The organism is Actinokineospora sp. UTMC 2448, from assembly GCF_024760565.1.
GTDB classification, from domain to species: Bacteria; Actinomycetota; Actinomycetes; order Mycobacteriales; family Pseudonocardiaceae; genus Actinokineospora; species Actinokineospora fastidiosa.
This window is the reverse complement of the sequence record NZ_CP031087.1, coordinates 5,982,832-6,007,019: the sequence shown is the minus strand read 5'-3', so window position 1 is coordinate 6,007,019 and position 24,188 is coordinate 5,982,832. Positions and strand designations below refer to the sequence as shown.

Below are 24,188 nucleotides of genomic sequence, written 5' to 3'. Positions count from 1 at the left end.
GCGCCCCGAGGGCGCCACCCTCACGGGCCCACACCCCAGGGTCCTTCGCACCCCCAAAGCCGTGAACGCGCCCTGAGAAACGCCAGGCTGATGTCAGCACCCAGGGCTACTTTCCGGCGACACCCCGTTTCCGCGCCACGCAGTCAGGGACCACGGCGCGCGACAGGAGGGACGCCAATGACCGCACTGAACGAGGACACCGTGACCGCACCCGTCACCGACGAGGAGATCTTCACCGCGCACGAGGGCGGCAAGCTCGGTGTGGCGGTGACCAAGCCCCTCGCCGACCCGCGTTCGCTGGCGATCGCCTACACCCCCGGGGTGGCCAAGGTGAGCAGCGCGATCGCCCGCGACCCCCGGCTGGCCGCGCGCTACACCTGGGCGTCGCGCCTGGTCGCCGTGGTCTCCGACGGCACCGCGGTCCTCGGTCTCGGCGACATCGGCGCGGCCGCCTCGCTGCCGGTCATGGAGGGCAAGGCCGCGCTGTTCAAGACCTTCGGCGAGCTCGACTCCATCCCGCTGGTGCTGAACACCACCGACGTCGACGAGATCGTCGAGACGCTCGTGCGCCTGCGCCCCTCCTTCGGCGCGGTCAACCTCGAGGACGTCGCCGCGCCCCGCTGCTTCGAGCTGGAGGCCAAGCTCATCGAGGCGCTGGACTGCCCGGTGATGCACGACGACCAGCACGGCACCGCCATCGTGCTGCTCGCCGCCCTGCGCGGCGCCAACCTGGTCCTCAACCGCGATCTGGGCAACCAGCGGGTGGTCATCGCGGGCGCGGGCGCTGCCGGTGTGGCGTGCGCCAAGATCCTGCTCGCCGCGGGCGTGGGCGACATCACGCTGCTGGATTCCAAAGGCATCGTGCACGCCGACCGCGACGGGCTGAACTCCATCAAGCAGGAGATGGCCAAGGTCACCAACAAGGCCGGGCTGCGCGGCGGCCAGGCCGAGGCGCTCGACGGCGCCGACGTGTTCGTCGGGCTGTCCGCGGGCAAGCTGCCCGTCGAGCTGGTCGGCGCCATGGCCAAGGACCCGATCGTGTTCGCCCTGTCCAACCCCGACCCGGAGATCCACCCCGAGGTCGCCGCCCGGCACGCGGCCATCGTCGCCACCGGCCGCAGCGACTTCCCCAACCAGATCAACAACGTGCTCGCCTTCCCGGGCATCTTCCGGGGCGCGCTGGACTCCGGCGCCCGGCGCATCACCGAGCGCATGAAGCTCGCCGCCGCGGACGCCATCCTGGGAGTTGCCGAAGAGGACCTGGCGGCCGACAGGATCGTCCCGAGCGCCCTCGACCCGCGCGTCGCCCCCGAGGTGGCGGCGGCGGTCGCGCGGGCGGCGAAGGAAGACGGGGTAGCCTGAGGGCCGGCGGGATGCTCGGCAGCGGTGCCCCACCCGCCTACTCGAGGGTGGAGGGAACGCGCCGTGGCCGAGCATGTCGTGCGCGGCGGACTGCCCCGGGTCGCGGTCCCGGCCACCGGGTATGACGGCGGTGGCCCGGCCCAGACCCCGGAGGTCGTCCAGCCCGCCGTCGTCGACCTCGACGACGATCCCGGGGCCGAGCGCGCCCTGCTGCTCGAGGCCCAGCGCATCGCCAAGCTCGGCTCCTGGATGCTCGACCTGGAGTCCGGCGAGCTGTACCTGTCCGAGGGACTGCGCACGCTCGCCGGGCTGACCGGGGACGCCACGATCGCCCAGCTGGTCGACATGGTCTTCGCCGACGACCGGGAGCGGCTGGCCGACTTCCGGGCCAAGCTGGCCGGGCACCGCTCCACCCAGCCCATCGAGGTCGAGCTGCGCGACATCACCGGCGAGCGCGTCTACCTCGTGCGGGCCCGCATGGTGCGCGACGAGCACGAGCGCATCCACGGCACGGTCCAGGACGTCACCAAGGTGCGGCACCTGGAGCGGCTGCTGAGCCAGGAGAGCAGGCTGTTCCGCGAGGCGCAGCGGGTGGCCCGGCTGGGCACGTGGGAGTGGAACACCGAGACCAACGAGTGCCTGTGGTCGTCCATGCTCTACGAGCTGGGCGGGATCGAGCCGGGCACGCCCATCCATTACGCGGACTACCTGCGGCTGGTGCACCCCGACGACCGCGGCTGGGTCGACCAGCGCTGGCAGGAGCTGGCGACGACGCACCGCCCGGTCGAGTGCGAGCACCGGGTCATCCGCCCGGACGGCAAGCGCCGGGTGTTCCGCATCCGCGGCGAGGCGGCCGGGCCGGACGGCGACCCGAGGGTCATGATCGGCACCGCGCAGGACGTCACCGAGCAGCGCTCGACCGAGACGCGCATGCAGCGCTCCAGCAAGCGCTTCACCGACCTGGTGGCCATCACCCCGGTCGGCATCGGCCTGTTCGACGACGAGGGCAGGCTGGTCGACGCCAACGAGGCGCTGTGCACGCTGCTGGGCACCGACCTGGACCGCCTGCGCGGGCTGACCGCCGACCAGCTCACCCATCCGGATGACCGCGAGCCGCGCCGGGGACGGCCGTTCCAGAGCGGCCAGTGCGTGCTGATGGCAGCGGCGGGCAAGCCGGTGTACTGCGAGCTGACCTCGACGGTCTCGGTGTCCGACGACGGCCAGCGCTACTGGCTGGTGGTCTTCGCCGACGTCACCGACCGGCGCAGGGCCGCCGAGCGGCTGCGCTACCAGGCCACCCACGACGAGCTGACCGGCCTGCCGGGGCGCGCGGCGGTCAAGGAGCTGCTGGGCAAGCTGCTCGGCGGCCCCGACTTCGACCGCATCGCCCTGCTGTTCTGCGACGTCGACAACTTCAAGCGGGTCAACGACTCGCTCGGCCACGACGTGGGCGACGAGCTCATCACCGCGCTGGCCAGGCGGCTGGAGCGCGGTCTGCCGCCGTCGTGCACGGTCGCGCGCATGTCCGGCGACGAGTACGTGGTCATCTGCTCCGACGTCACCGAGGCGGGCGGGGTGGAGGCGCTGGCGAACACCGCGGCGGGGCTGCTGCGCACGGCGGTGCCGGTGCGCGGGCAGCTGCTGCGCGTGTCCGCCTGCATCGGCGCGGCAGTGCCCAGCGGCCCGGAGACGACCGGCGCCGACCTGCTGCGCTACGCCGACGCGGCGATGTTCGCGGCCAAGGAGCGCGGCACCGGGCGGGTCTCGCTGGCCAGCGCGGCGCTGATCGCCTCGGCCAACAGCCAGATGCTGCTGGAGGGCCAGCTGCGCGAGGCCATTGCCAACGACCAGCTGGTCCTGCACTACCAGCCGGTCGTCGGGTCGGACGGCACGGTGCTCAGCGCCGAGGCGCTGGTGCGCTGGCCGCACCCCGAGCGCGGCCTGCTGATGCCCGGGGACTTCCTGCCCGTCGCCGAGCAGGGCGACCTGCTGGGCGAGCTGGACCGCTGGGTGCTGCGCACGGCGTTCGCCGAGGCGTCCGACTGGCCCCAGCTCGCGGGCGGCACGCTCGGCGGCGGCGTCGGGATCGCGGTCAACCTCGGCGGCCTGGTGCCCGGCGACCCAGAGTTCGTCGACACGGTGGCGAACGCGGTGGCCACGACCGGGCTGGCCTGGGACCGGGTGGTGCTGGAGCTGGTCGAGACCAGCCTGATCGACCTGCCCTCGCGCAGCCGCGAGGCCATGGACGAGCTGGTCGAGCGCGGCGTGCGGTTCGCGGTGGACGACTTCGGGACCGGCTACTCGTCGCTGGCGCGGCTCAAGGAGCTGCCCGCGCAGATCATCAAGATCGACCGCCGGTTCGTCTCCGGCGTGGCCACGGACGCCTCGGACTTCGCCGTCGCCCGCGCCCTGGTCGACATGGCCCGCGCGATGGGCAGGCGGTGCGTGGCCGAGGGCGTGGAGAACGCGACCCAGTTCCACGTCCTGCGCGGCGTGGGCGTGGACGCCTACCAGGGCTGGCTGATGTCGCGGCCGCTGCCCGCGGACCGTTTTCGTGATCTCCTCAAGCAGGGACCGGTAAGAATTCCTAACGGGGCATGAGCTTTCTTCCGGACTTGCCCGCTCGCACGTTCGGATGTTGTTCCCGGCCTTGCGCGCTGGTGTGATCTACTACATGACCGCTATCGCAGTTGAGCCGACCGCCCGCGGACAGGTGACGATCGATGCCACCGCGGAAGAGGTCTGGGACTACATCAGCGACCCCGTCCGCATGGCCGACTTCGCCGCGGAGCTGGTGAGCTGCCGCTGGCTGGACGGCACCACGAGGGCGGAGGTCGGCAGCCGCTTCGCGGGCGCCAACCGCAACGGCTGGCGGCGCTGGACGACCATCTGCAGCGTCACGGAGGTCGAGCCGGGCCGCCGTTTCGCCTACGAGGTCCACACCCCGTTCAAGACCCCGATCTCGCGCTGGGAGTACGAGATCGAGGAGACCGAGCGCGGCTGCCGCGTCACGGAGTCCAACTGGCTGCTGGTGCCCCAGTGGTTCATCCCGTTCGCCATCATGATCACCGGCGAGCCGGACCGGGTGGGCCTGAACATGGCCAACATCGCCACGACGCTGCAGAACCTCAAGCTGCACCTGGAGCTGGGCCGACTGTGATGGCGGGCGTCCCCCGGCCCGGCCGGGGGAGCGCTCACGCGGTCAGGCAGGGATGTTTCCACTCCCCGTGACCGCTCTTCACTCCATCGTGTCCTGTCGAACGGGCGTTCGACTGGGCAATATGGAGTCATGACTCCACTTGCCTTCTCGTTCTCAGCCCAGCAGTGCCGCCACGCGGTGGCGCGGAAGATCGATCAGCCGCTCGTCCCGCAGGTCCGGGGCCAGCTCGGCGACCCGGGCGCGCGCCTCGCGCTTGGTGAGCGCGCCCGCCGAGTCCTGGATCAGCGCTTCCCGCCAGATGTTGGCGAGCTTGCCGTGCGGGCGGTCCAGCAGGGCGCCCGCGACGCCCCGGCCGTCGACCGGGGTGGCGGTCACGACGGCGTGCCTGCCGTCGGCGACGCTGCGGCGGAACGTCAGCCGGAACTTGGCCTCGACCAGGGACGACAGCGCCCGCTGACCCGCCTGGTCGGCGATGTCCGGGTGGTTGTTCACCACCAGCGCGGCCACCGGCGTGCGGGGGGCGGCGATGAGGACGCGGGCCAGCCACGGTCCGGGGTCGGCGGTCAGGTCGAAGGCGAGCGGGCCGCGGCCGGGGTAGGGCGCGGTCCAGTCGGGCGGGGTCAGCGAGCCTGCGTCGGAGAGGTCGAGCAGGGCGGCGACGGCCTCGGGCGGGGCGCCCGCGGACTCGACCGACTGGGGGCCGTGGGTGTAGATCGCGGTCGCCGCGCCGCGGACGGCCGCGGCGGCCTGGTTCGCCGAGCCGCTGGTGGGCTGCAGGACGTACAGGTCGGCGGCGCTGCCCACCGCCTGCGCGCCGTGGTAGCGGTTGAAGCCGGGCAGGACGGCCTCGGCGACCAGGCCCAGCCCCAGGATCTCCTTCTGCACCTTCAACCCCAGCGCGGGCGCGAGGGGGCTGTAGCCGTACGCGGCGATGATCCGGCCGTCGGCGCGCAGGGACTGGATCGCGCGGGCCAGGAACAGGCGCATGCCCTCAGGGGTGTACGGCGGGTCGGTGAACACCAGGTCGGCGTCGAGGGCCGGGACGCCGAAGCGGAAGTCGGCGTGCAGGCAGCGCACGGACAGGTTCCGCGCGCGGGCGACCTCGTCGACGTACGCCAGCAGCCGCTCGTCCACGTCGACGACGGTCGCGGTGAGCGACGGACGGACCATGCATGCCGCCAGCGCCGTCAGGTCGTGGTCGCCGACGCACACCAGGTGCGCGCCCGCCAGCTCGTAGGTCTCGTCCAGCCACCGGGCCCGCTGCCGCATCGTGGCGAGGTCGGCCTGGACGTGGTCGAGGGCGCGCAGCGGCCGGGGCACGCCCGCCAGCACGTCCGCCAGGCCGTCGAGGTCCCCGGCGGGCTCGCGGGTGGGCGGCGTCACCCCGGGGCGCAGCCGCCAGGTCTGCTCCCGGCGCTCGACGTCGTCGGTGGCCAGCAGGTCCTCGATCGTGCGCCGGGGCACGCCGGTCGCGCGGACCAGGGCGTCCAGCGGCTGCCAGCCCGCCGCCAGCAGGTCGACGGCGGGACGCAGCGCACGCGCGTGGACACCGCGCGCGGCCAGGAAGGAGGTCAGGGACACCCCGCCGAGCTTACGGAGATTGCGCCGGTTGGCCGATCATGGCCTACCGGACTGCGGGATGGCCTGCCTCTGTCATCCCCACGCGTTAGGGTCGGGCGTCGCGTGCACGGCCGGCAAGGTGCCGTCCCGACCCGAGGGGCCCGGGTGATCGAGTTCCAAGCCGTGTCCAAACGCTATCCGGACGGCACGGTCGCGGTGGACGAGCTGACCCTGACGGCCGAGGACGGCCGGGTGACCATCTTGGTCGGACCGTCCGGGTGTGGCAAGACCACCTCCCTGCGCATGATCAACCGGATGATCGAGGCCACCTCCGGCACGATCCGGCTGATGGGCGAGGACATCCGCGAGAAGGACCCGGCCCTGCTGCGCCGCGGCATCGGCTACGTCATCCAGCACGCGGGGCTGTTCCCGCACCGCACGGTGATCGACAACATCGCCACCGTCCCGGTGCTGACCGGCGCGACCCGCCGCGCCGCGCGCAAGCGGGCCGAGGACCTGCTCACCACCGTCGGACTGCCCGCCGAACTGGGCCGCCGCTACCCCAAGCAGCTCTCCGGCGGGCAGCAGCAGCGCGTCGGCGTCGCCCGCGCGCTGGCCGCGGACCCGCCGGTGCTGCTGATGGACGAGCCGTTCAGCGCCGTCGACCCGATCGTGCGCGAGGACCTGCAGGACGAGCTGCTGCGGCTGCAGTCCGAGCTGGGCAAGACCATCGTGTTCGTCACCCACGACATCGACGAGGCGGTCAAGCTCGGCGACAAGGTCGCGGTGATGCGGGTGGGCGGTCGGCTGGCCCAGTTCGACACGCCCGCCGCGCTGCTGGCCGCGCCGGTCGACGACTTCGTCAGCTCGTTCGTCGGCCGCGACCGCGGCTACCGGGGGCTCGGCTTCCTCGACGCGGCGGAGATTCCCCTCGGCCCGGTGTCCACCGTCCCGGTCGGCACCGCCGTCGCCGAGGCGCGGGGGATGCTCTCGCAGGCGGGCTGGGCGGTGGTGGTCGACGGCGAGAACCGCCCGCTCGGCTGGGTTTCCGCCGACCTTCTCGCCACAATGGACGCTGAGATCGGGCCGGACGGCCTGGTCTCCGGCGGCTCGCTGTACGAAGTGGACTCTGACTCAGCTGGCACGGCGGGCTCGCTGCGCAACGCGCTCGACGCCGCGCTCAGCTCGCCGTCGGCGTGGGGCATCGCGGTCGACAAGAGCGGCGCCGTGGTGGGCGGGGTGGACGCGGCGAGCGTCATCGACGCGCTGGCCAAGGCGCGCCGCTCGGGCGAGGTCCCGACGTGACCTGGGTGGTCGACCACCTCGGCGACCTGGGGCGGGTCAGCCTCCGGCACCTGTGGCTGGCGTTGGTCCCGGTCGCCGTCGGGCTGCTGATCTCGCTGCCGCTGGGGTGGGCCGCCGCCCGGTGGCGGGCCGCGCGGGCGGTCCTGGTGCCCGCGGCGGGGCTGCTCTACACGATCCCGTCGCTGGCGCTGTTCGTGATGATGCCGCTGATCATCGGCACGCAGATCCTCGACCCGCTCAACGTGCAGGTCGCGCTCACCATCTACACCGTGGCCCTGCTGGTGCGCGCGGTCTCCGACGCGCTGACGGCGGTGCCGGAGTCGGTGACAGCGGCGGCGACGGCGATGGGCTACCGCGGGGTCGGGCGGTTCTTCGCCGTCGAACTGCCCCTGGCGGTGCCGGTGCTGGTGGCGGGGGTGCGGGTCGCGGCGGTGTCGAACATCAGCCTGGTCAGCGTGGGCGCGCTGATCGGCGTCGGCGGGCTGGGCGCGTTCCTCACCGAGGGCTACCAGCGCGACAACTACGCCGAGATCATCGCCGGGATCGTGCTGATCGTGCTGCTGGCGCTGATCGTCGACGCCCTGCTCGCCGTGCTCGGCCGGGTGCTCGCCCCGTGGGCAAGGGAGCGCGCGTGAACATCTTCCAGCAGGTCTGGGCCTGGCTGACCGACCCGGCGAACTGGACCACCACGTTCGGCACGCCCGGCATCCCGCAGCGGCTGGCCGAGCACCTGCAGTACACCGTCGTGGCGGTCGCCATCGCCGCGCTGATCGCCGTCCCGCTGGGCGCGTACATCGGGCACACCAACCGCGGCGTGACCGTGGTCGTCGGCCTGGTCAACTCCTTCCGCGCGCTGCCCGAACTGGGCCTGCTCATCCTGCTGGTGCTGTCGATGGGCGTGCTGCTCGCGGTGGAGGCGCTGACGATCGCCCTGGTGCTCGTCGCCGTGCCGCCGCTGCTGGCGGGGACGTACGCGGGCGTCCGCAACGTCGACCGGTCCGTTGTGGACGCCGCGCGCGGGATGGGCATGCGCGAGTGGGACGTGCTGCGGAAGGTGGAGCTGCCCAACGCGCTGCCGCTGGTGTTCGGCGCGCTGCGCACCGCGACGCTGCAGGTGATCGCCACCGCCAGCATCGCGGCGTTCGTGTCCCTCGGCGGTCTCGGCCGCTACGTCATCGACGGCCTGGCCTTCCGCGAGTTCGAGCAGATGGCCGGTGGCGCCGTCCTCATCGCGCTGCTGGCCGTGGCCGTCGAACTTGCCTTGACCGGCGTGCAGTGGCTGGTGGTCTCACCGGGGCTGCGCACCAGAACCAAGTGAGGAGATCCCCCAATGAAGCGCGCACTCGCGGGCCTGGCGGCGGTGACCGCCATGACCCTGACCGCCTGCGGAGGCTCGGCGGACCCGCTGTCGAACGCGTCCACCACCACCGGCACGCCCGCCCCGGCGGGCACGATCACCGTCGGGTCGGCGAACTTCCCGGAGAGCACGCTGCTCGCCGAGATCTACGCGCTGGCGCTGGAGGACAAGGGCGTCACGGTCAACCGCAAGCTCAACATCGGCAGCCGCGAGACCTACTACCCGGGCCTGCAGGACGGGTCGATCGACCTGATCCCGGAGTACACCGGCGTCCTGCTCAACCACGTCAGCGCGGCCGCGGGCGCGACGGAGTCCGAGGCGGTCTACACCGCGCTGCAGTCCGCGCTGCCGCCGGAGCTGACGGTGCTGGAGAAGTCGGCGGCGGAGAACAAGGACGCCGTGGTCGTCACCCGCGCCACCGCCGACGAGCGCGGCCTCAAGTCGATCGCCGACCTGGCCAAGTCCGACGACGTCGTCTTCGGCGGCCCGCCGGAGTTCCAGCAGCGCCCGGACGGCATCCCCGGGCTGCAGGAGAAGTACGGCCTGAAGATCAAGGAGTACAAGTCCCTCGACGTCGGCGGCCCGCTGACCGTCGACGCCCTCAAGACCGGCGCGGTGACCGCGGCCGACCTGTTCACCACGGACCCGGCCATCGAGGCCAACGACTTCGTGGTGCTGGAGGACCCGGAGGCCAACTTCGCCGCCCAGAACGTCGTCCCACTGATCAACAAGTCCAAGGCGACGCCGGAGGTGACCGAGGTGCTGAACGCCATCTCGGCCAAGCTCACCACCGAGACGCTGATCGAGCTGAACAGCAAGCTCAACGCCCCCGACAAGCCCGACGCCGCCAAGGTGGCCCGGGAGTGGCTGACCTCGGTCGGTCTCTGAGGGTTTCCAGGCAAGCGCGAGGTCGTCGAGGTGGCCCGGGAGTGGTTGACCTCGGTCGGTCTTCGAGGTTTCGCGAAACCGGCCCCGCGTCCCGTCTGGGGCGCGGGGCCGGGCGCATGGTGGATCATCTGACGGGTGATCGCCGAAGGTGCGTTGAAGATCGGCCAGTCGGTGGCCAAGCAGCTCGCCCTGCACTGGTTCGCGGAGCGGAAAGCCGACAGCAGGCGCGGTCGGGACCTGACGCGGCTGATCCGCGCCCGCTTCCCGGTCCGCAGGCAGGAACGCGACGTGCTCGACTCGCTCCTGCGCATCGAGGATGACGTCGCCGAGCGGCTCGCGCCCGAGCTCGCCCGCCTCGGCCATGGCCTGCCGGAGAACGAGAGGGAGGCCGCGCTGCTGGCGGTCTCCGACGCGCTGGAGGACGCCGACCTCTCCGACGCCGCGCTGTTCGCGGTCGACCTCGACGCGGGCGCGCTGGCGCGGGCGGTGCGGGAGCAGCAGCCGGTCGACCGGGCGGGCCTGTCGGCGAGGGCGCAGCGGTTCTCCGACGCCGCCCTCGACCGGGCGTGCATCGTCCTGGTGCACCTGACCCGCGAGCTGCCCGAGTTCGACGCCGCGGTGGCGGTGGAGACGCTGGGCAGGCTCCGGACCGTGCTGGAGGGCGTGGAAGAGCTGCTGGAGCGGGTGCCCGCGCCGTCGGCGCCACGCGGGCAGGCGCTCGACGACGAGTTCCGGTCCCGCTACCTGGATCGGGTCGTCCGCTCGTACAACAAGCTCGACGTCATCGGGCTGACCACGCACTCGTTCCAGCCTCGGACAACGTTGAGCGTGGCCTACCTCAGCCTGTCGGCCACGACCGACAACAAGCGTCCTCGGCGGGCGCAGTACGAGGAGCGGTGGTTCCACCGCGACACCGTCCAGCACCACCCGGGCGAGAATCTTCGCGTCGAGGCCGCACTGGAGGACAGCAGGTTGACCGTTGTCCGCGGAGAAGCCGGGGCGGGCAAGTCGACGCTGCTCCGGTGGCTCGCGGTCAACGCCGCGCGGTCGGGGTTCACCGGGCAGTTGCAGGAGTGGAACGAGTGCGTGCCGTTCCTCGTGAAGCTGCGCGACTTCTCCACCGACCGGCTCCCGCGCGGTGACGAACTGCTCGACCAGCCGAGTTCGCCCCAGTGCGGTCCCGTGCCTGCGGGGTGGGTGCACCGCCAGTTCGAGTCGGGCAAGGCGCTGCTGCTGGTCGACGGCGTCGACGAGCTGGTGGCCAAGCGCCGCCCAGCCGTCCGCGCCTGGCTGGGCGAGCTGCTGGCCAGCTACCCGGACGTGCGGGTCGTGGTGACGTCGCGGCCGACGGCGGTGACGCCGAAGTGGCTGGTCCACGAGGGATTCCGGTCCATCGTCCTGGAACCGATGACGCCCGGGGACGTGCGGATCTTCCTGCGGAGGTGGCACTCGGCGCTGCTGGACTCGACGCCCGACGCCGAACTGCTGCCGTGCCGCCGCGAGGAGGTGCCGCAGTACGAGCGCGCGTTGCTGTCGCAGTTGCAGACCCACGCGCACCTGCGGGCGCTGGCGCGGAGCCCGCTGCTGTGCGCGATGTTGTGCGCGCTCAACCTGGACCGGCGGTCGAGGCTGCCGCGCGATCGGGTCGCCCTGTACTCGGCGGCGCTGGAGATGCTGCTGGAGCGCCGGGACGCCGACCGCAGCGTGGTCGGCGAGATCCAGGCGTCGGTGAACGAGAAGCTGGAGCTGCTGCAGGTGCTGGCCTGGTGGCTCAACGAGAACGGCCGCGCCGAGATGAGCCGGGAGCAAGCGCTTGCGCGGCTGGCGGAGCGGCTGCCCGGGATGCCGAACCTGCAGGACGACGCCGAGACGCTGCTCGTCCACCTCGTCGAGCGCAGCGGGGTGATCCGGCAGCCCGCGGAGGGCCGGATCGACTTCATCCACCGGACGTTCCAGGAGTACCTGGCCGCGCGCGAGGCCGTCCACCGCGACAGCATCGACCTGCTCGTCCGCCACGCGTCCTCGGACCTTTGGCGCGAGACCGTGATCATGGCGTGCGCGCAGGGCAGCGCCTAGCAGCGGGGCCGCCTGCTCGCCGGCATCATCGACGCGGCGGACAAGCGGAAGGCCCGCCAGCTCGTCCTGGTGGCGGCAGCGTGCAAGGAGACCGCGATCCTGGCGCCGCCGGAGGTGCTGGCCCGGGTGTCCGACCGCGTCCAGCGGGTGATCCCGCCGCGCAATGTCCGCGAGAGCCGTTCCCTGGCCGCCGTCGGCGAGTCGGTCCTCGCCTACCTCCCGGACACCGTGTTCGAACTGACCGCGGCCCAAGCGGCGGCCTGCGCCCGGACGGCGGCGCTCGTCAACGGTCCGCGGGCCGTCGAGGTGTTGCGCGGGTACGCGGACGATCCGCGCCCGGAGGTCCTGGCTGAACTGGTCCGTGCCTGGCAGTACTTCGACCCGGAGTCCTACGCGCGCCAGGTCTTGGCCGACGCGCCCCTCGCCGCTCACCGCGCGGAGGTGCATACAGGGGCGGTTCCCCACCTGCACCTGCTGCGGAACCTGCGCAGGTGCAGCGTGGATCTGTGGATGGACGATGACGCCGCCGGTAGCGTGCGTTCGCTCAGCGCGCTGACCCGGCTGAGGGAACTTCAGTTGGTGGGCAACTCGGCGCCGGGGACGCTCGCGGAACTGGTCTCGTTGCAGAACCTGGAGACCTTGTGGATAAGCATGTTCCGGGGCTGGCCATCAGAGCTGCCCTTTCTTGCCGAGCTTCCTCGGTTGAGGTTTCTCGGGCTGGCGCAGACCCGCGGCGTGGAGGACTTCTCGTTCCTCCGGGCGCTCTCGGAGCTCAGGACGATCTGGATCACGCACGGCGTCTGGTCCCGGTGGGTGGAGCAGGTCGCCGAGCCGGGGAACCTCGACGCGGCGGCTCTGGGGCTGGTCAGCGACAGCAGCGAGTTGGCCAGGGCGACCGAGCGGTTCGGCAATCTCCACGATCTGGTGCTCTACCACGCCGAGGCGCTGCGCGACCTTCGCCCGCTGCGGGCATTGCCCTTGGAGGGAGTGAGTTTCGACCACTGCGGTCATGTGGACCTACGCGCCCTCGCCGCGCATCCGACGGTGCGAGACATCAGGATCGATGGACGTTCCAAGATCGACCTGACGCCGATCGCCGACATGAACGTCACAGTCACCCTTCACGGACCTGACAGCGCCGTGGGCGTGGAGAACCTGGGGCCAGACGTCCGGGTTCGTCGGGTGCGCCGCTGAACGACGGTGGGCCCGGACTTGTTGTCCGGGCCCACCGTCTCAGCCCACGCCTACCAGGCCCTCGGCGTCGTGCTTGCCGAGAAGTACCCGAACCGGGTCACGGTCAGGGTGTAGGTGGTGGTGCCGGTGGCGCCATCGGCGGCGGTGGCCGTGATGGTGACGCGGTGGGTGCCGGTCGGCGTCTGGAAGTTGGTGAACAGCCAGACGTCGCTGGCGCCGCCCTGGGCGATGGTGCGGGGGTTCCAGTAGACCTGGGTGCCCGCGGGGACACCGCTCGCGGACAGGGTCAGGGCGCCGGTGCCGCCCGTCGCGGTGACGCGGGTCTGGGCGAGTTGGCCCTGCGAGACCGTGCCGGTGGAGGGGGACGCGCTCACCTGCACGTCGTCGGTGGGCGGGTCGTCGCCTTCGACCGTCAGCGACACCTGGGCGTTGACCTGCTTGCCGGTGTGGTCGGTGCCGGTCACCGTGACGGTGTGCGTGCCCGGCACCGCCGAGGTGGAGGCGACGAAGGTGAGCTTGGCCTCCGAGCCGACCGCGACCGACGTCGGCTGGAAGGTCGCCTGGACGCCCGAGGGCAGGCTGGACGCCGACAGGCCGATCATCCCGCCGTTGCCGGTCACCAGCACCTGGGTCGAGGCGTCGGCGCCCGCGGCCACGGTGAGGCCGCTCGGGTTGACCGCGAGGCGGAAGTCCGCGGGCGGCGGGTCGTCGGGGCGGATGGTGAGGGTGAGGTCGGCGGACACCGCCTTGCCCGCCGCGTTGGTGCCCGTGACGCGCACCGGGTAGCTGCCGGTGGCGGTGTCCGGGGTCGCCGAGACCGTCAGCGTCGCGTCCGCTCCGGTGTCCACTGAGGATGGTGAGAACGCCGCGGTCGCGCCGGACGGCAGGCCCGTCGCCGACAGGGTGATCCGCTCGCTGCCGCCGGAGCCCGCCGTGGTGCGGACCGTCGCGCTGCGCGAGGTGCCCACGGCGACGTCGAGCGACGCGGGTTCGACGCTCACGCCGAAGTCGGTCTGCTGGGCGGTGCCCGCCAGCGTGTAGATCGCGTACGCGGCGACGTCGGTGTGCCGGTCGAGCGAGGTGTCGTTGATGTTGCTCGTGGTGTCGCAGGAGCTGTGGTAGCAGCGGTCGTACGGCTGACCGGCCGTGCCGCCCCACTTCTGGGCCTGGGCGCTGGTCTTGGTGCCCTCCGCGCCGGAGAACGTGCCGCCGACGGGGATGCCCGCGCGGGCGAAGGCGGCGTGGTCGGAGCGGCCGCCGATGCTGGTCAGGTCCGCGTCGACGCCCTCGTCGGCGAAGCCCTGCTCCAGCAGTCGCTGCAGTTCCAGGGACCCGGTGGGCTGCCCGGACGCCGAGTACACGAAGTACGCCGGGTTGGGCGAGCCGGTCATGTCGAAGTTGAGGTAGGCGTCGATCTTCGCCTTCTCCGCCGACGACAGGCCGTTGACGTAGTTGGTCGAGCCGACCAGGCCCAGCTCCTCCGCGCCCCACCAGCCGAACCGCAGGTGCTTCTGGGGCTTCAGGTCCTGCTCGGCGATCGTCAGCGCGATCTCCAGCAGGCCCGCCGACCCGGAGCCGTTGTCGTTGATGCCGGGGCCGGAGGACACGCTGTCGAGGTGCCCGCCTGCCATGATGACGGCGTTCGGGTCGCCGCCGGGCCAGTCGGCGATGAGGTTGTAGCCGGTCGCGCCGTTCGAGGTGAACTGCAGGACCTGCGTCTGGTAGCCCGCCGCGTCCAGCTTGCCCTTGACGTAGTCCACCGACGCCCGGTAGCCGGGGCGGCCGTGGGCGCGGTTGCCGCCGTTGTTCTGGGCGATCGCCTGGAACTGGGCCAGGTGGGCCTTGACGTCGGCGACGGGGATGTCCGGGGCGGTGGCCGCGTGGGACGGCGCGGCCACCAGCGCCAGGGGGACCGCCGTGGCCGCGAGCGCGGCCAGCGTGGTGCGCATTCTCATGTCGGGTGTCTCCTGAGCAGGGTGTGACGCCACAGTCGTGCTCGTATGCGCGTGCAGCAATCCGTAGGGCGGTGCGTAGCGCTACTTAATCAATGGCCGCCCGCCCACGCGGCCTGACAGCTCGGCGGCCGCGCGGATCGTCTCGGCCGCCAGCTCGGGCCACAGCTCGCCGCACTGCTCGGCGCACTCGTGGCGGAACGTGGTGCTGATCGCGGCGATCGGGTGGTCGGCGTGGTCGAGCACGGGCGCGGCGACGGAGGCGAAGCCGGGGGTGACGAAGCCGTCCTCGACCGCCCAGCCCCGGCGGCGCTCCTCGGCGAGCAGCGTGCGCAGCGCGGGCAGGTGCCGGGGGCCGCGCCCGGTGCGGTCGACGAACGCCGCGCGGTTCGGGAACAGCGCCCGCACCTGCGGCACCGGCAGCCGGGCGAGGATCGCGCGCCCGGACGCGGGCAGGTGCGCGGGCAGCCGCACCCCGACGTCCGTCACCACCGTCCCGGCGTGCGGGGGCTGCTCGCGCAGCAGGTACAGGGCCTCCCGGCCGTGCAGGACGCCCAGGTGGGCGGTGTGGCCGGTGCGCGCGATCAGCCGGGCCAGCACCGGGCGGGCGAGCCGTTCCAGCGGGTCGTGGCGCAGGTAGGCCGAGCCCAGCTCGAACGCGCCCAGGCCCAGCGCGTACCGGCGCTCCTCGGGCAGGTGCGTCACGAAACCGGCGTCCACCAGCTCGGACAGCAGGTGGTAGGTCGTCGAGCGGGGCAGACCGAGGTCCCTGGCCACGGTGGCCGCCGCCACCGGTCCGGCCTTGCCCGCGAGCAGGCGCAGCACCGCCAGACCCCGGCGCAGGGCGGGCACGTCGCTGCTGGCTCCCACGAAAGGGCAGAGTACGACTCAACAGAACGACCGCGCGCGGCGTTGGAGGTCCGACGAGGGGAGCGCCGTGACCTTCGAGGACTTCCTCAACCAGCGGCTGGCATCGCTGCTGCGCTACGCGACCGTCCTGACCTGCGACCCGGTGCAGGCCCAGGACATCGTGCAGGACGTGCTGGTCCGCGCCCAGCAACGCTGGTCGCGCATCGGCCGCATGGAACTGCCCGCCGCCTACGTGAAGCGGATGGTGACCAACGAGTTCCTCTCCTGGCGCCGCCGCCGCACCGACGTCGCGGTCCCGTTCGCCACGATCGACGCGCTGAGCCCCCCGGTCAGCGACCCGACCATCGTCATCGACCAGCGCGCCGCCCTGCTGGCGGGCATCGCCCGCCTCCCGCGCAAACAACGCGCCGCGGTCGTCCTGCGCTACTACGACGGCTGCACGGACGAGGAGATCGCCACCGAACTGGGCTGCTCGACGGGCACCGTCCGCAGCCACATCTCCCGAGCCGTCGCCACCCTGCGCGCCGCCATCCAGACCGAGCAGGAGCTACACCGATGAGCACCGACTTCGACACCCTCCTCCAGGACACCCTGAAGGGCATGGCGGACCGGGCTCCGGACCCGACGGGGGTCCGCGCCGCTCTCGACCGGTCCCGTCGCGCGCGGCGCCCGCTCGCCGTGCTGGTCGCCGTGACGGTGGCCGCCGCGGCGGTTCTCGCCGTGGCGATGGTCCCGGTGTCCCGGGTCGACAGCACGCCTGGGGGTGTGTTGCCGATCCAGGCCGACCCGGCCGTCTGGGAGCACGCGTTCGACCTCAACCCGACGTGGCTGCCCGACGGTCTCACCGAACAGAGCAGGACGGCGTCGGTCATGCCCTCGCGGGACACGCGTGTGTGGGACACCGGCCCGGTCGATGAGGAAGATCAGGCGGCACTGCTCCTCCACGTCGATCACTCCAACCCGGTGGTCCCGACCAACGCGGGAGCGGCGGTGGACCTCGGCGCCATGGGAACCGGGCGGTACTACGAGAACCCGGGCCGCAACGGCGTCATCTGGAACTTCGATGACAAGATGATCATCGTCGACGCGGCGGACCGGTTCGACCAGGCCACGGTCGTGCGGGTCGCACGCGGCCTGCGCGTCGGAGCAACGTCATTCCTGCGGACCACTCTGCGGTTCGCCGCGGAGGTCCACCACCGCGGTGCGGGATACGGGGTGCTCGGGACACCGACAGGACGGCCTGCCTACACCGCCGACGTGGCAACGGGAAGCCGGACCTACTCGGAGCAGGCCGAGATCTTCGTGCCGGTGCGGGTCGAGTTGACCCCGGTCGAGCCGCTCGTCGAGGGTGGCACGGAGATCCGGGTCCGGGGCACGATCGGGCGACTGGTCACCCGGCCCGAAGCCACGACCCACCTGCCGAGCGAGATGGTGGTTGTTCCGGTGGGTGATCGGTGGCTCGTGGTCCGCAACTTCGGTGTGCGGCCGAACGCCGCGGGCATCCGCTACGCCGTGGAGATCGCCGAGACCGTCATCATCGGCCCCGACCCCGCCAACGAGTGGATCGGCACCCGCTGAGTCTGGGATTCGAGACAGCTTCACCCGTTCCCGACTCGTGCCGCGCCTCCATCCCGACTGGGATGGGGGCATGCAGGAACGAGTTCTCCTCGACGGCGGTCCGCTGAGTCGGGACCAGGTCGTCGCCGTCGCTCGGCACGGGGCGGGGGTCGGGGTCACCGCCGACGCGCTGGCCGCGGTCGCGGCGACGCGGGCGCACGTCGAGCGCCTTGCCGACGCGACCACCCCCACCTACGGCGTCTCCACGGGGTTCGGGGCGCTCGCCGTGCGGCACATCCCCGCCGACCGGCGTACCGCGCTGCAGCGGTCGCTGATCCGCTCGCACGCCGCGGGCGCCGGGCCGAGGGTCGAGACCGAGGTCGTGCGGGCGCTCATGCTGCTGCGCCTGCGCACCCTGGCCACCGCGCGGACGGGGGTGCGGGCCTCGACCGTCGAGGCGATGGCCGCGATGCTCGACGCCGGGATCACCCCGGTGGTCCCCGAGTACGGCTCCCTCGGCTGCTCCGGGGATCTCGCGCCGCTCTCCGCCGCCGCGCTGGCGCTGATGGGGGAGGGCGAGGTCGAGACCAAGGGGGGCGTCGTCCCGGCAGCGCAGGCGCTGCGGGAGGCGGGCATCGAGCCGGTCGTCCTCGCCGAGAAGGAGGGCCTGGCCCTCATCAACGGCACCGACGGCATGCTCGGCATGCTCGCCCTGGCCCTGCACGACCTGAACATCCTGCTCGACACCGCCGACCTCACCGCGGCGATGAGCGTCGAGGCGCTGCTGGGCACCGACCGGGTCTTCGCCCCCGAACTGCACGCCCTGCGCCCGCACCCCGGGCAGGCCGTGTCGGCCGCGCGCATCCTGGAGTACCTGCGGGACTCGCCGATCGTGGCCAGCCACCGCGGCCCGGACTGCACGCGCGTGCAGGACGCCTACTCGCTGCGCTGCACCCCGCAGGTGCACGGCGCGGCCCGTGACACCGTCACCCACGCCGAGATGGTCGCCGACCGCGAGCTCGCCGCCGCCATCGACAACCCGGTGGTGCTGCCCGACGGCCGCGTGGAGTCCAACGGCAACTTCCACGGCGCGCCCGTGGCCTACGTGCTGGACTTCCTCGCCATCCCGGTCGCCGACGTGGCGAGCATGGCCGAGCGGCGCACCGACCGGATGCTCGACGTGGCCCGCTCGCACGGCCTGCCGCCGTTCCTGGCCCACGACCCCGGCGTCGACTCCGGCCACATGATCGCCCAGTACACCCAGGCCGGGATCGTCTCCGAGCTCAAGCGCCTGGCCGTGCCCGCCTCCGTCGACTCCATCCCGAGCAGCGCCATGCAGGAGGACCACGTCTCCATGGGCTGGTCCGCCGCCCGCAAGCTGCGCAAGGCCGTGGACGGGCTGGCCACCGTCCTGGCCGTCGAACTGCTCACTGCGGCCCGCGCGCTGGACCTGCGCGCCCCGCTGACCCCGGCGCCGGCGACCGCGGCCGCCGTCGCCGCCCTGCGCGGCCGCGTCCCCGGACCCGGGCCCGACCGGCACCTGGCCCCCGAGATCGCCGCGGCCGAGGACCTCGTCCGCTCCGGCGCCCTGCTGAGGAGGAACTGAATGATCCGCGCCGCCCGTGGGACAGCGCTGACCGCGCGCAGCTGGCAGACCGAGGCCGCGCTGCGCATGTTCCACAACAACCTCGACCCCGACGTCGCCGAACGCCCGGACGACCTCGTCGTCTACGGCGGCACCGGCAAGGCCGCCCGCGACTGGCCCAGCTTCCACGCCATCACCCGCGAGCTGACCGACCTGGCGCTCGACGAGACGCTGCTCGTGCAGTCGGGCAAGCCGGTCGGCGTCATGCGCACCCACGAGTGGGCGCCGCGCGTGCTCATCGCCAACTCCAACCTCGTCGGCGACTGGGCCACCTGGCCGGAGTTCCGCAGGCTGGAGGCGCAGGGCCTGACGATGTACGGGCAGATGACCGCCGGGTCGTGGATCTACATCGGCACCCAGGGCATCCTGCAGGGCACCTACGAGACCTTCGCCGCCGTCGCCGCCAAGCGCTTCGGCGGGACCCTGCGCGGCACGCTCACCCTCACCGCCGGGCTCGGCGGCATGGGCGGCGCGCAACCGCTTGCGGTCACCATGAACGGCGGAGTCGCGCTGGTCGTCGAGGTCGACCCCGACCGGGCCCGCCGCCGCGTGGAGACCCGCTACCTCGATGAGCTCGCCCTGGACCTCGACGACGCCGTCGCGCGGGTCGAGCGGGCCAAGCGCGAGGGCGAGGCGCTGTCGGTCGGCGTCATCGGCAACGCCGCCGAGGTGCTGCCCGAGCTGCTGCGCCGCGGCGTCGAGGTCGACATCGTCACCGACCAGACCTCCGCCCACGACCCGCTGGCCTACCTGCCGCGCGGGGTCGACCTCGCCGACTGGCACGACTACGCCGCCAAGAAGCCCGACGAGTTCACCGACCGGTCGCGGGAGTCCATGGCCGAGCACGTCGACGCCATGCTCGGCTTCCTCGACCGCGGCGCCGAGGTGTTCGACTACGGCAACTCGCTGCGCGGGGAGGCCAAGCTCGGCGGCTGCGAGCGCGCCTTCGACTTCCCCGGCTTCGTGCCCGCCTACATCCGCCCGCTGTTCTGCGAGGGCAAGGGCCCGTTCCGCTGGGCGGCGCTGTCCGGCGACCCGGCCGACATCGCCGCCACCGACCGGGCGATCCTGGAGCTGTTCCCGGAGAACGAGTCCCTGGCCCGCTGGATCAGGCTGGCGGGCGAGCGGGTGGAGTTCCAGGGCCTGCCCGCGCGCATCTGCTGGCTCGGCTACGGCGAGCGCCACCTCGCGGGCGTGCGGTTCAACGAGATGGTGGCCTCCGGCGAGCTGTCCGCGCCGGTCGTCATCGGCCGCGACCACCTCGACTGCGGCTCGGTCGCCTCGCCGTACCGGGAGACCGAGGCGATGGCCGACGGCTCCGACGCCATCGCCGACTGGCCGCTGCTCAACGCCCTGGTCAACACCGCATCCGGCGCGTCGTGGGTGTCGATCCACCACGGCGGCGGCGTCGGCATCGGCCGCTCGATCCACGCTGGCCAGGTGACCGTCGCCGACGGCACGCCGCTGGCCGGGCAGAAGATCGAGCGGGTGCTGACCAACGACCCGGCGATGGGCGTCATCCGGCACGTGGACGCCGGGTACCCGGAGGCGGCGGCGGTCGCCGAGGAGCGGGGCGTCGTCGTCCCGATGGCGCGGTGAGCGTCGCGGCGCTGCTGGGCGCGATCTCCGCCGTCGGCGCGGACGGCAGGCGCGGCGGCTTCTCCCGGCACGGCTTCGACAGCGCCGACATGGAGCTGCGCGCCTGGTTCACCGAGGAGGCGGCGCGGCGCGGGCTGGCGGTGGAGACCGACCGCAACGGCGCGCTGTGGGCCTGGTGGGGGGAGCCGGGCGACGACGCCGTCGTCACCGGCAGCCACCTGGACTCCGTGCCCGGCGGCGGCGCGTACGACGGGCCGCTGGGGGTGGCCGCGGCGCTGGTCGCCGTGGACCTGCTGCGCGAGCGCGGCTTCACGCCGAACCGCCCGCTGGCGGTGACCGTGTTCCCGGAGGAGGAGGGCGGCCGGTTCGGACTGGCCTGCCTCGGATCGCGGCTGATGACCGGGGCCGTGGGCACCGCCGCGGCGCTGCGGCTGTCCGACCCGGACGGGGTCACGCTGGCCGACGCGCTGGCGTCGGCCGGTCTCGACCCGGCACACGTGGGCCGTGACGAGCGGGCGCTGAGCCGCATCGGGGTGTTCGTCGAACTGCACGTCGAGCAGGGCAGGGGACTGGTCGACCTCGACGCGCCGGTCGGCGTCGCGCACTCCATCCTCGCGCACGGCCGCTGGCGGCTGCGGTTCACCGGCGAGGGCAACCACGCGGGCGCGACGCTGATGGCCGACCGCCGCGACCCGATGGTGCCCGCGGCCGGGCTCGTCCTCGCCGCGCGCCGGGCGGCCACCGCGATCGCGGGCTCGCGCGCCACCGTCGGGCGGATCGTGCCCGTGCCCGGCGGCACCAACGTCATCCCATCCACAGTGGACCTGTGGCTGGACGCGCGGGCGGGCGACGACCTGCGGACCCGCGCCGTGGTGGCCGAGATCGAGGCCGCGGCGCGGGAGCTGGCCGCCGACGAGGGCTGCGCGGTGACCGTCACCGAGGAGTCCTACGGCGACGCCGTCGTCTTCGACGCCGCCCTGCGCGAGGAACTGTCCGGCGTGCTCGGCGGCGTGCCGGACCTGCCGACCGGGGCGGGCCACGACGCGGGCATCCTCGCCGCGCACGTGCCCACGGCGATGCTGTTCGTGCGCAACCCGACCGGGGTGAGCCACGCGCCGGAGGAGTTCGCCTCCGACGCCGACTGCGAGGCCGGTGCGCGCGCGTTGGCCGACGTCCTCGCCCACCTGGCGCGATGACCGCCTACTGGGCCCCGCACGCCTGGCTGCCGGACGGCATCGCCGACGACGTGCTGGTCACCGTGGCCGACGGCGTGTTCGCCTCGGTCGAGGCAGGCGCCGCGCCCGGCACGGCCACCCGGCTGCCGGGCGTGGTGTTCCCCGGGTTCGCCAACGCCCACTCCCACGCCTTCCACCGCGCGCTGCGCGGCCGCACGCACGACGGCGGCGGCACGTTCTGGACGTGGCGGGAGGCGATGTACGCGGTGGCGTCGCGGCTGGACCCGGACTCCTACTTCCACCTGGCGCGGGCCGCGTACGCGGAGATGGCGCTGGCGGGGGTGACCTCGGTCGGCGAGTTCCACTACCTGCACCACGCGCCCGGCGGCGTCCGCTACGCCGACCCGAACGCGATGGCGTCCGCACTGCGCGAGGCGGCCGCGGAGGCGGGTGTGCGGCTGACCCTGCTGGACACCTGCTACCTGCGCGGCGGCATCGGGCAGGACCTGTCGGAGCCGCAGCTGCGCTTCTCCGACGGCACCGCGGACGTGTGGGCCGAGCGGGTCGCGGCGCTGCGGCCCGGCCCGGGCTTCCTGGTGGGCGCCGCGATCCACTCCGTGCGCGCCGTGGAACCGGCGGACCTGCCGGTGGTGGGCGCGTTCGACGGGCCGGTGCACGCACACGTGTCCGAGCAGCCGCTGGAGAACAGCGCGTGCCTGGCGGCGTACGGGCGCACCCCCGTGGAGCTGCTGGCCGACGCGGGCGTGCTCGGCCCCCGGTTCACCGCCGTCCACGCCACCCACCTCACCGGACGGGACATCGGCCTGCTGAACGGCAGCGGCGTGTGCCTGTGCCCGACGACCGAGGCCGACCTCGCCGACGGCATCGGACCCGCCCGCGCCCTGGCCGACGCGGGCGTGGCGCTCTCGCTGGGCAGCGACCAGCACGCCGTCGTCGACCCGCTGCTGGAGGCGCGCGCCCTCGAACACGGGGAGCGGCTGAGCACCGGCGAGCGCGGGCGGTTCAGCCCGTCCGAGCTGGTGTCGGCCCTGACCAACCACGCCGCGCTGGGCTGGGACTCGGGCCGCATCGAACCCGGCGCGCCCGCCGACCTCGTCGCCGTCCGCATGGACACCGTCCGCACCGCGGGCTGCCTGCCAGCCCAGGCCGTCCTCGCCGCGTCGGCGTCCGACGTGGACACCGTCGTCCGCGACGGGCGCGAGGTCGTCCGCGCGGGCCGCCACGTCCTCGGCGACGTCGCCGCCCTCCTCACGACCGCGATCGGGGCACTGTGACCACCACGCTGATCACCAACATCGCCGAGCTCACCACCAACACCGCCGAACACGGCACCCTGCGCGACGCCGCGCTGGTCATCGACGGCGACCGGGTCGCGTGGGTCGGCCCCGCGTCCTCGGCGCCCGCCGCCGACACCCGCCACGACGCCGAGGGCCGCGCCGTCCTGCCGGGCTGGGTGGACAGCCACACGCACCTCGTGTTCGCGGGCGACCGCACCGCCGAGTTCGCCGCCCGGATGGCGGGCGAGCCGTACACGGCGGGCGGCATCGCCACGACCGTCGCGGCCACCCGCGCCGCCACCGACGACGAACTCGCCGCCGTCCTGCGGCGGCACGTCGCCGAGGCCGTCGCCCAGGGCACGACCTACATCGAGACCAAGACGGGCTACGGCCTGACGGTCGCCGACGAGCTGCGCTCGGCCCGCATCGCGGGCTCCGCCGCCGACGAGGTCACCTTCCTCGGCGCCCACCTGGTCCCCCCGGGCAGCGACCCGGACTCCTATGTGGACCTCGTCATCACCGAGATGCTGCCCGCCGTCGCGCCTTATGTCGGCTGGGCGGACGTGTTCTGCGAAACGGGGGCGTTCGACGCCGACCAGTCCCGCGCGGTCCTGCAGGCGGCCGCGGCGCACGGCCTCGGCCTGCGCGTGCACGGCAACCAGCTCGGCCCCGGCCCCGGCGTAGCCCTGGCGGTCGACCTGGGCGCGGCGAGCGTCGACCACTGCACTTATCTGTCGCAGTCCGATGTAGACGCTCTGGCTGGCGCGGACACCGTCGCCACCCTCCTGCCCGCCTGCGACCTCTCCACCCGCCAACCGCTCCCGGACGCGCGCAGACTGATCGACGCAGGCGCCACCATCGCGCTGGCGACCAACTGCAACCCGGGGTCGTCCTACACCACGTCAATGGCCTACTGCGTGACCACAGCCGTGCTGCAGATGCGCCTCTCCATAACGGAAGCCGTCGCGGCCGCCACCATAGGCGCAGCGAAATCGCTCAACCGCACGGATATCGGTCACCTCGGTGTCGGTGCGCGCGCCGACGTCCACCTGATCGACGCACCGTCGATCACTCATCTGGCTTACCGGCCGGGAATTCCGCTCACGCACGCGGTCTGGCGGGCTGGAAACCCTTCCACACTGGGAAAGCGCTGACATTTCCCGGGACATCCTCTACCGTGATCACACCAC

General features: G+C 73.0%; 19 protein-coding genes. 16 read left to right on the top strand and 3 right to left on the bottom strand.

Annotation, left to right across the window (positions count from 1 at the left end; genetic code table 11):
* Nucleotides 1-177: 177 nt before the first annotated feature.
* The 3 genes from Actkin_RS27370 to Actkin_RS27360 all read left to right on the top strand — a co-directional run bounded on the left by Actkin_RS27370 (nucleotide 178) and on the right by Actkin_RS27360 (nucleotide 4,522).
* Entirely contained in the window at nucleotides 178-1,362 is a 1,185-nt protein-coding gene (locus tag Actkin_RS27370) for an NAD(P)-dependent malic enzyme (RefSeq protein WP_258904769.1), read from the top strand.
* A gap of 63 nt (nucleotides 1,363-1,425) precedes the next feature.
* Entirely contained in the window at nucleotides 1,426-3,963 is a 2,538-nt protein-coding gene (locus tag Actkin_RS27365; RefSeq protein WP_189209841.1) for a bifunctional diguanylate cyclase/phosphodiesterase, read from the top strand.
* A 73-nt stretch (nucleotides 3,964-4,036) separates the two neighbouring features.
* Entirely contained in the window at nucleotides 4,037-4,522 is a 486-nt protein-coding gene (locus tag Actkin_RS27360; RefSeq protein WP_189209842.1) for an SRPBCC family protein, read from the top strand.
* A gap of 153 nt (nucleotides 4,523-4,675) precedes the next feature.
* On the opposite strand, the gene Actkin_RS27355 is transcribed toward Actkin_RS27360, so the two are convergent.
* Nucleotides 4,676-6,103: a bis-aminopropyl spermidine synthase family protein gene (locus Actkin_RS27355; protein WP_258904768.1), complete on the bottom strand. Its 1,428-nt coding sequence runs from the start codon at nucleotides 6,101-6,103 to the stop codon at nucleotides 4,676-4,678.
* Between the two features lie 144 nt (nucleotides 6,104-6,247).
* Between Actkin_RS27355 and Actkin_RS27350 the strand changes: the two genes are divergently transcribed.
* From Actkin_RS27350 to Actkin_RS27325, 6 genes are all read left to right on the top strand, one after another.
* On the top strand, nucleotides 6,248-7,387 hold the full coding sequence (locus Actkin_RS27350) for an ABC transporter ATP-binding protein (protein ID WP_258904767.1): 1,140 nt from the start codon (nucleotides 6,248-6,250) through the stop codon (nucleotides 7,385-7,387).
* Entirely contained in the window at nucleotides 7,384-8,022 is a 639-nt protein-coding gene (locus Actkin_RS27345) for an ABC transporter permease (RefSeq protein ID WP_189209845.1), read from the top strand. Before Actkin_RS27350 ends, Actkin_RS27345 begins: the two co-directional genes overlap by 4 nt.
* Nucleotides 8,019-8,705: an ABC transporter permease gene (locus tag Actkin_RS27340; protein WP_189209846.1), complete on the top strand. Its 687-nt coding sequence runs from the start codon at nucleotides 8,019-8,021 to the stop codon at nucleotides 8,703-8,705. The genes Actkin_RS27345 and Actkin_RS27340 overlap by 4 nt, the downstream gene beginning before the upstream one ends.
* Nucleotides 8,706-8,717: 12 nt before the next feature.
* Nucleotides 8,718-9,632, top strand: a complete 915-nt coding sequence (locus tag Actkin_RS27335; RefSeq protein ID WP_258904766.1) for an ABC transporter substrate-binding protein — start codon at nucleotides 8,718-8,720, stop codon at nucleotides 9,630-9,632.
* 135 nt (nucleotides 9,633-9,767) lie between these two features.
* Complete coding sequence (locus Actkin_RS27330; protein ID WP_258904765.1) at nucleotides 9,768-11,708, top strand: NACHT domain-containing protein; 1,941 nt, start codon at nucleotides 9,768-9,770, stop codon at nucleotides 11,706-11,708.
* Nucleotides 11,709-11,834: 126 nt separating this feature from the next.
* Nucleotides 11,835-12,902: a hypothetical protein gene (locus Actkin_RS27325; protein ID WP_258904764.1), complete on the top strand. Its 1,068-nt coding sequence runs from the start codon at nucleotides 11,835-11,837 to the stop codon at nucleotides 12,900-12,902.
* A gap of 50 nt (nucleotides 12,903-12,952) precedes the next feature.
* Here the strand turns inward: Actkin_RS27325 and Actkin_RS27320 are convergent, their stop codons facing one another.
* Nucleotides 12,953-14,857, bottom strand: a complete 1,905-nt coding sequence (locus Actkin_RS27320) for a M28 family peptidase (protein ID WP_258904763.1) — start codon at nucleotides 14,855-14,857, stop codon at nucleotides 12,953-12,955.
* An 81-nt stretch (nucleotides 14,858-14,938) separates the two neighbouring features.
* Nucleotides 14,939-15,724, bottom strand: a complete 786-nt coding sequence (locus Actkin_RS27315; protein ID WP_258904762.1) for an IclR family transcriptional regulator — start codon at nucleotides 15,722-15,724, stop codon at nucleotides 14,939-14,941.
* 67 nt (nucleotides 15,725-15,791) lie between these two features.
* Between Actkin_RS27315 and Actkin_RS27310 the strand changes: the two genes are divergently transcribed.
* The 7 genes from Actkin_RS27310 to hutI all read left to right on the top strand — a co-directional run bounded on the left by Actkin_RS27310 (nucleotide 15,792) and on the right by hutI (nucleotide 24,152).
* Entirely contained in the window at nucleotides 15,792-16,283 is a 492-nt protein-coding gene (locus tag Actkin_RS27310) for a SigE family RNA polymerase sigma factor (protein ID WP_189209851.1), read from the top strand.
* On the top strand, nucleotides 16,280-17,302 hold the full coding sequence (locus Actkin_RS27305) for a hypothetical protein (RefSeq protein ID WP_258904761.1): 1,023 nt from the start codon (nucleotides 16,280-16,282) through the stop codon (nucleotides 17,300-17,302). The genes Actkin_RS27310 and Actkin_RS27305 overlap by 4 nt, the downstream gene beginning before the upstream one ends.
* 70 nt (nucleotides 17,303-17,372) lie before the next feature.
* Nucleotides 17,373-18,887, top strand: coding sequence for a histidine ammonia-lyase (hutH, locus tag Actkin_RS27300; protein ID WP_258904760.1), 1,515 nt, complete (start codon nucleotides 17,373-17,375; stop codon nucleotides 18,885-18,887).
* Entirely contained in the window at nucleotides 18,888-20,525 is a 1,638-nt protein-coding gene (hutU, locus tag Actkin_RS27295) for a urocanate hydratase (protein WP_258904759.1), read from the top strand.
* On the top strand, nucleotides 20,522-21,721 hold the full coding sequence (locus Actkin_RS27290; RefSeq protein WP_258904758.1) for an allantoate amidohydrolase: 1,200 nt from the start codon (nucleotides 20,522-20,524) through the stop codon (nucleotides 21,719-21,721). Before hutU ends, Actkin_RS27290 begins: the two co-directional genes overlap by 4 nt.
* Nucleotides 21,718-22,995 (top strand): formimidoylglutamate deiminase, encoded by a 1,278-nt coding sequence (locus Actkin_RS27285; RefSeq protein ID WP_258904757.1) that lies wholly within the window; start codon nucleotides 21,718-21,720, stop codon nucleotides 22,993-22,995. Before Actkin_RS27290 ends, Actkin_RS27285 begins: the two co-directional genes overlap by 4 nt.
* On the top strand, nucleotides 22,992-24,152 hold the full coding sequence (gene hutI / locus Actkin_RS27280) for an imidazolonepropionase (RefSeq protein WP_258904756.1): 1,161 nt from the start codon (nucleotides 22,992-22,994) through the stop codon (nucleotides 24,150-24,152). The genes Actkin_RS27285 and hutI overlap by 4 nt, the downstream gene beginning before the upstream one ends.
* Nucleotides 24,153-24,188: the final 36 nt, after the last annotated feature.

What these genes read in the sequence shown, in the direction of transcription:
- Actkin_RS27285 (WP_258904757.1), top strand. Translation starts at nt 21,718, where the DNA reads ATGACCGCCTACTGGGCCCCGCACGCCTGGCTGCCGGACGGCATCGCC.
- Actkin_RS27370 (WP_258904769.1), top strand. Translation starts at nt 178, where the DNA reads ATGACCGCACTGAACGAGGACACCGTGACCGCACCCGTCACCGACGAG.
- Actkin_RS27305 (WP_258904761.1), top strand. Translation starts at nt 16,280, where the DNA reads ATGAGCACCGACTTCGACACCCTCCTCCAGGACACCCTGAAGGGCATG.
- Actkin_RS27320 (WP_258904763.1), bottom strand. Translation starts at nt 14,857, where the DNA reads ATGAGAATGCGCACCACGCTGGCCGCGCTCGCGGCCACGGCGGTCCCC.
- Actkin_RS27335 (WP_258904766.1), top strand. Translation starts at nt 8,718, where the DNA reads ATGAAGCGCGCACTCGCGGGCCTGGCGGCGGTGACCGCCATGACCCTG.
- Actkin_RS27360 (WP_189209842.1), top strand. Translation starts at nt 4,037, where the DNA reads ATGACCGCTATCGCAGTTGAGCCGACCGCCCGCGGACAGGTGACGATC.
- hutH (WP_258904760.1), top strand. Translation starts at nt 17,373, where the DNA reads ATGCAGGAACGAGTTCTCCTCGACGGCGGTCCGCTGAGTCGGGACCAG.
- hutU (WP_258904759.1), top strand. Translation starts at nt 18,888, where the DNA reads ATGATCCGCGCCGCCCGTGGGACAGCGCTGACCGCGCGCAGCTGGCAG.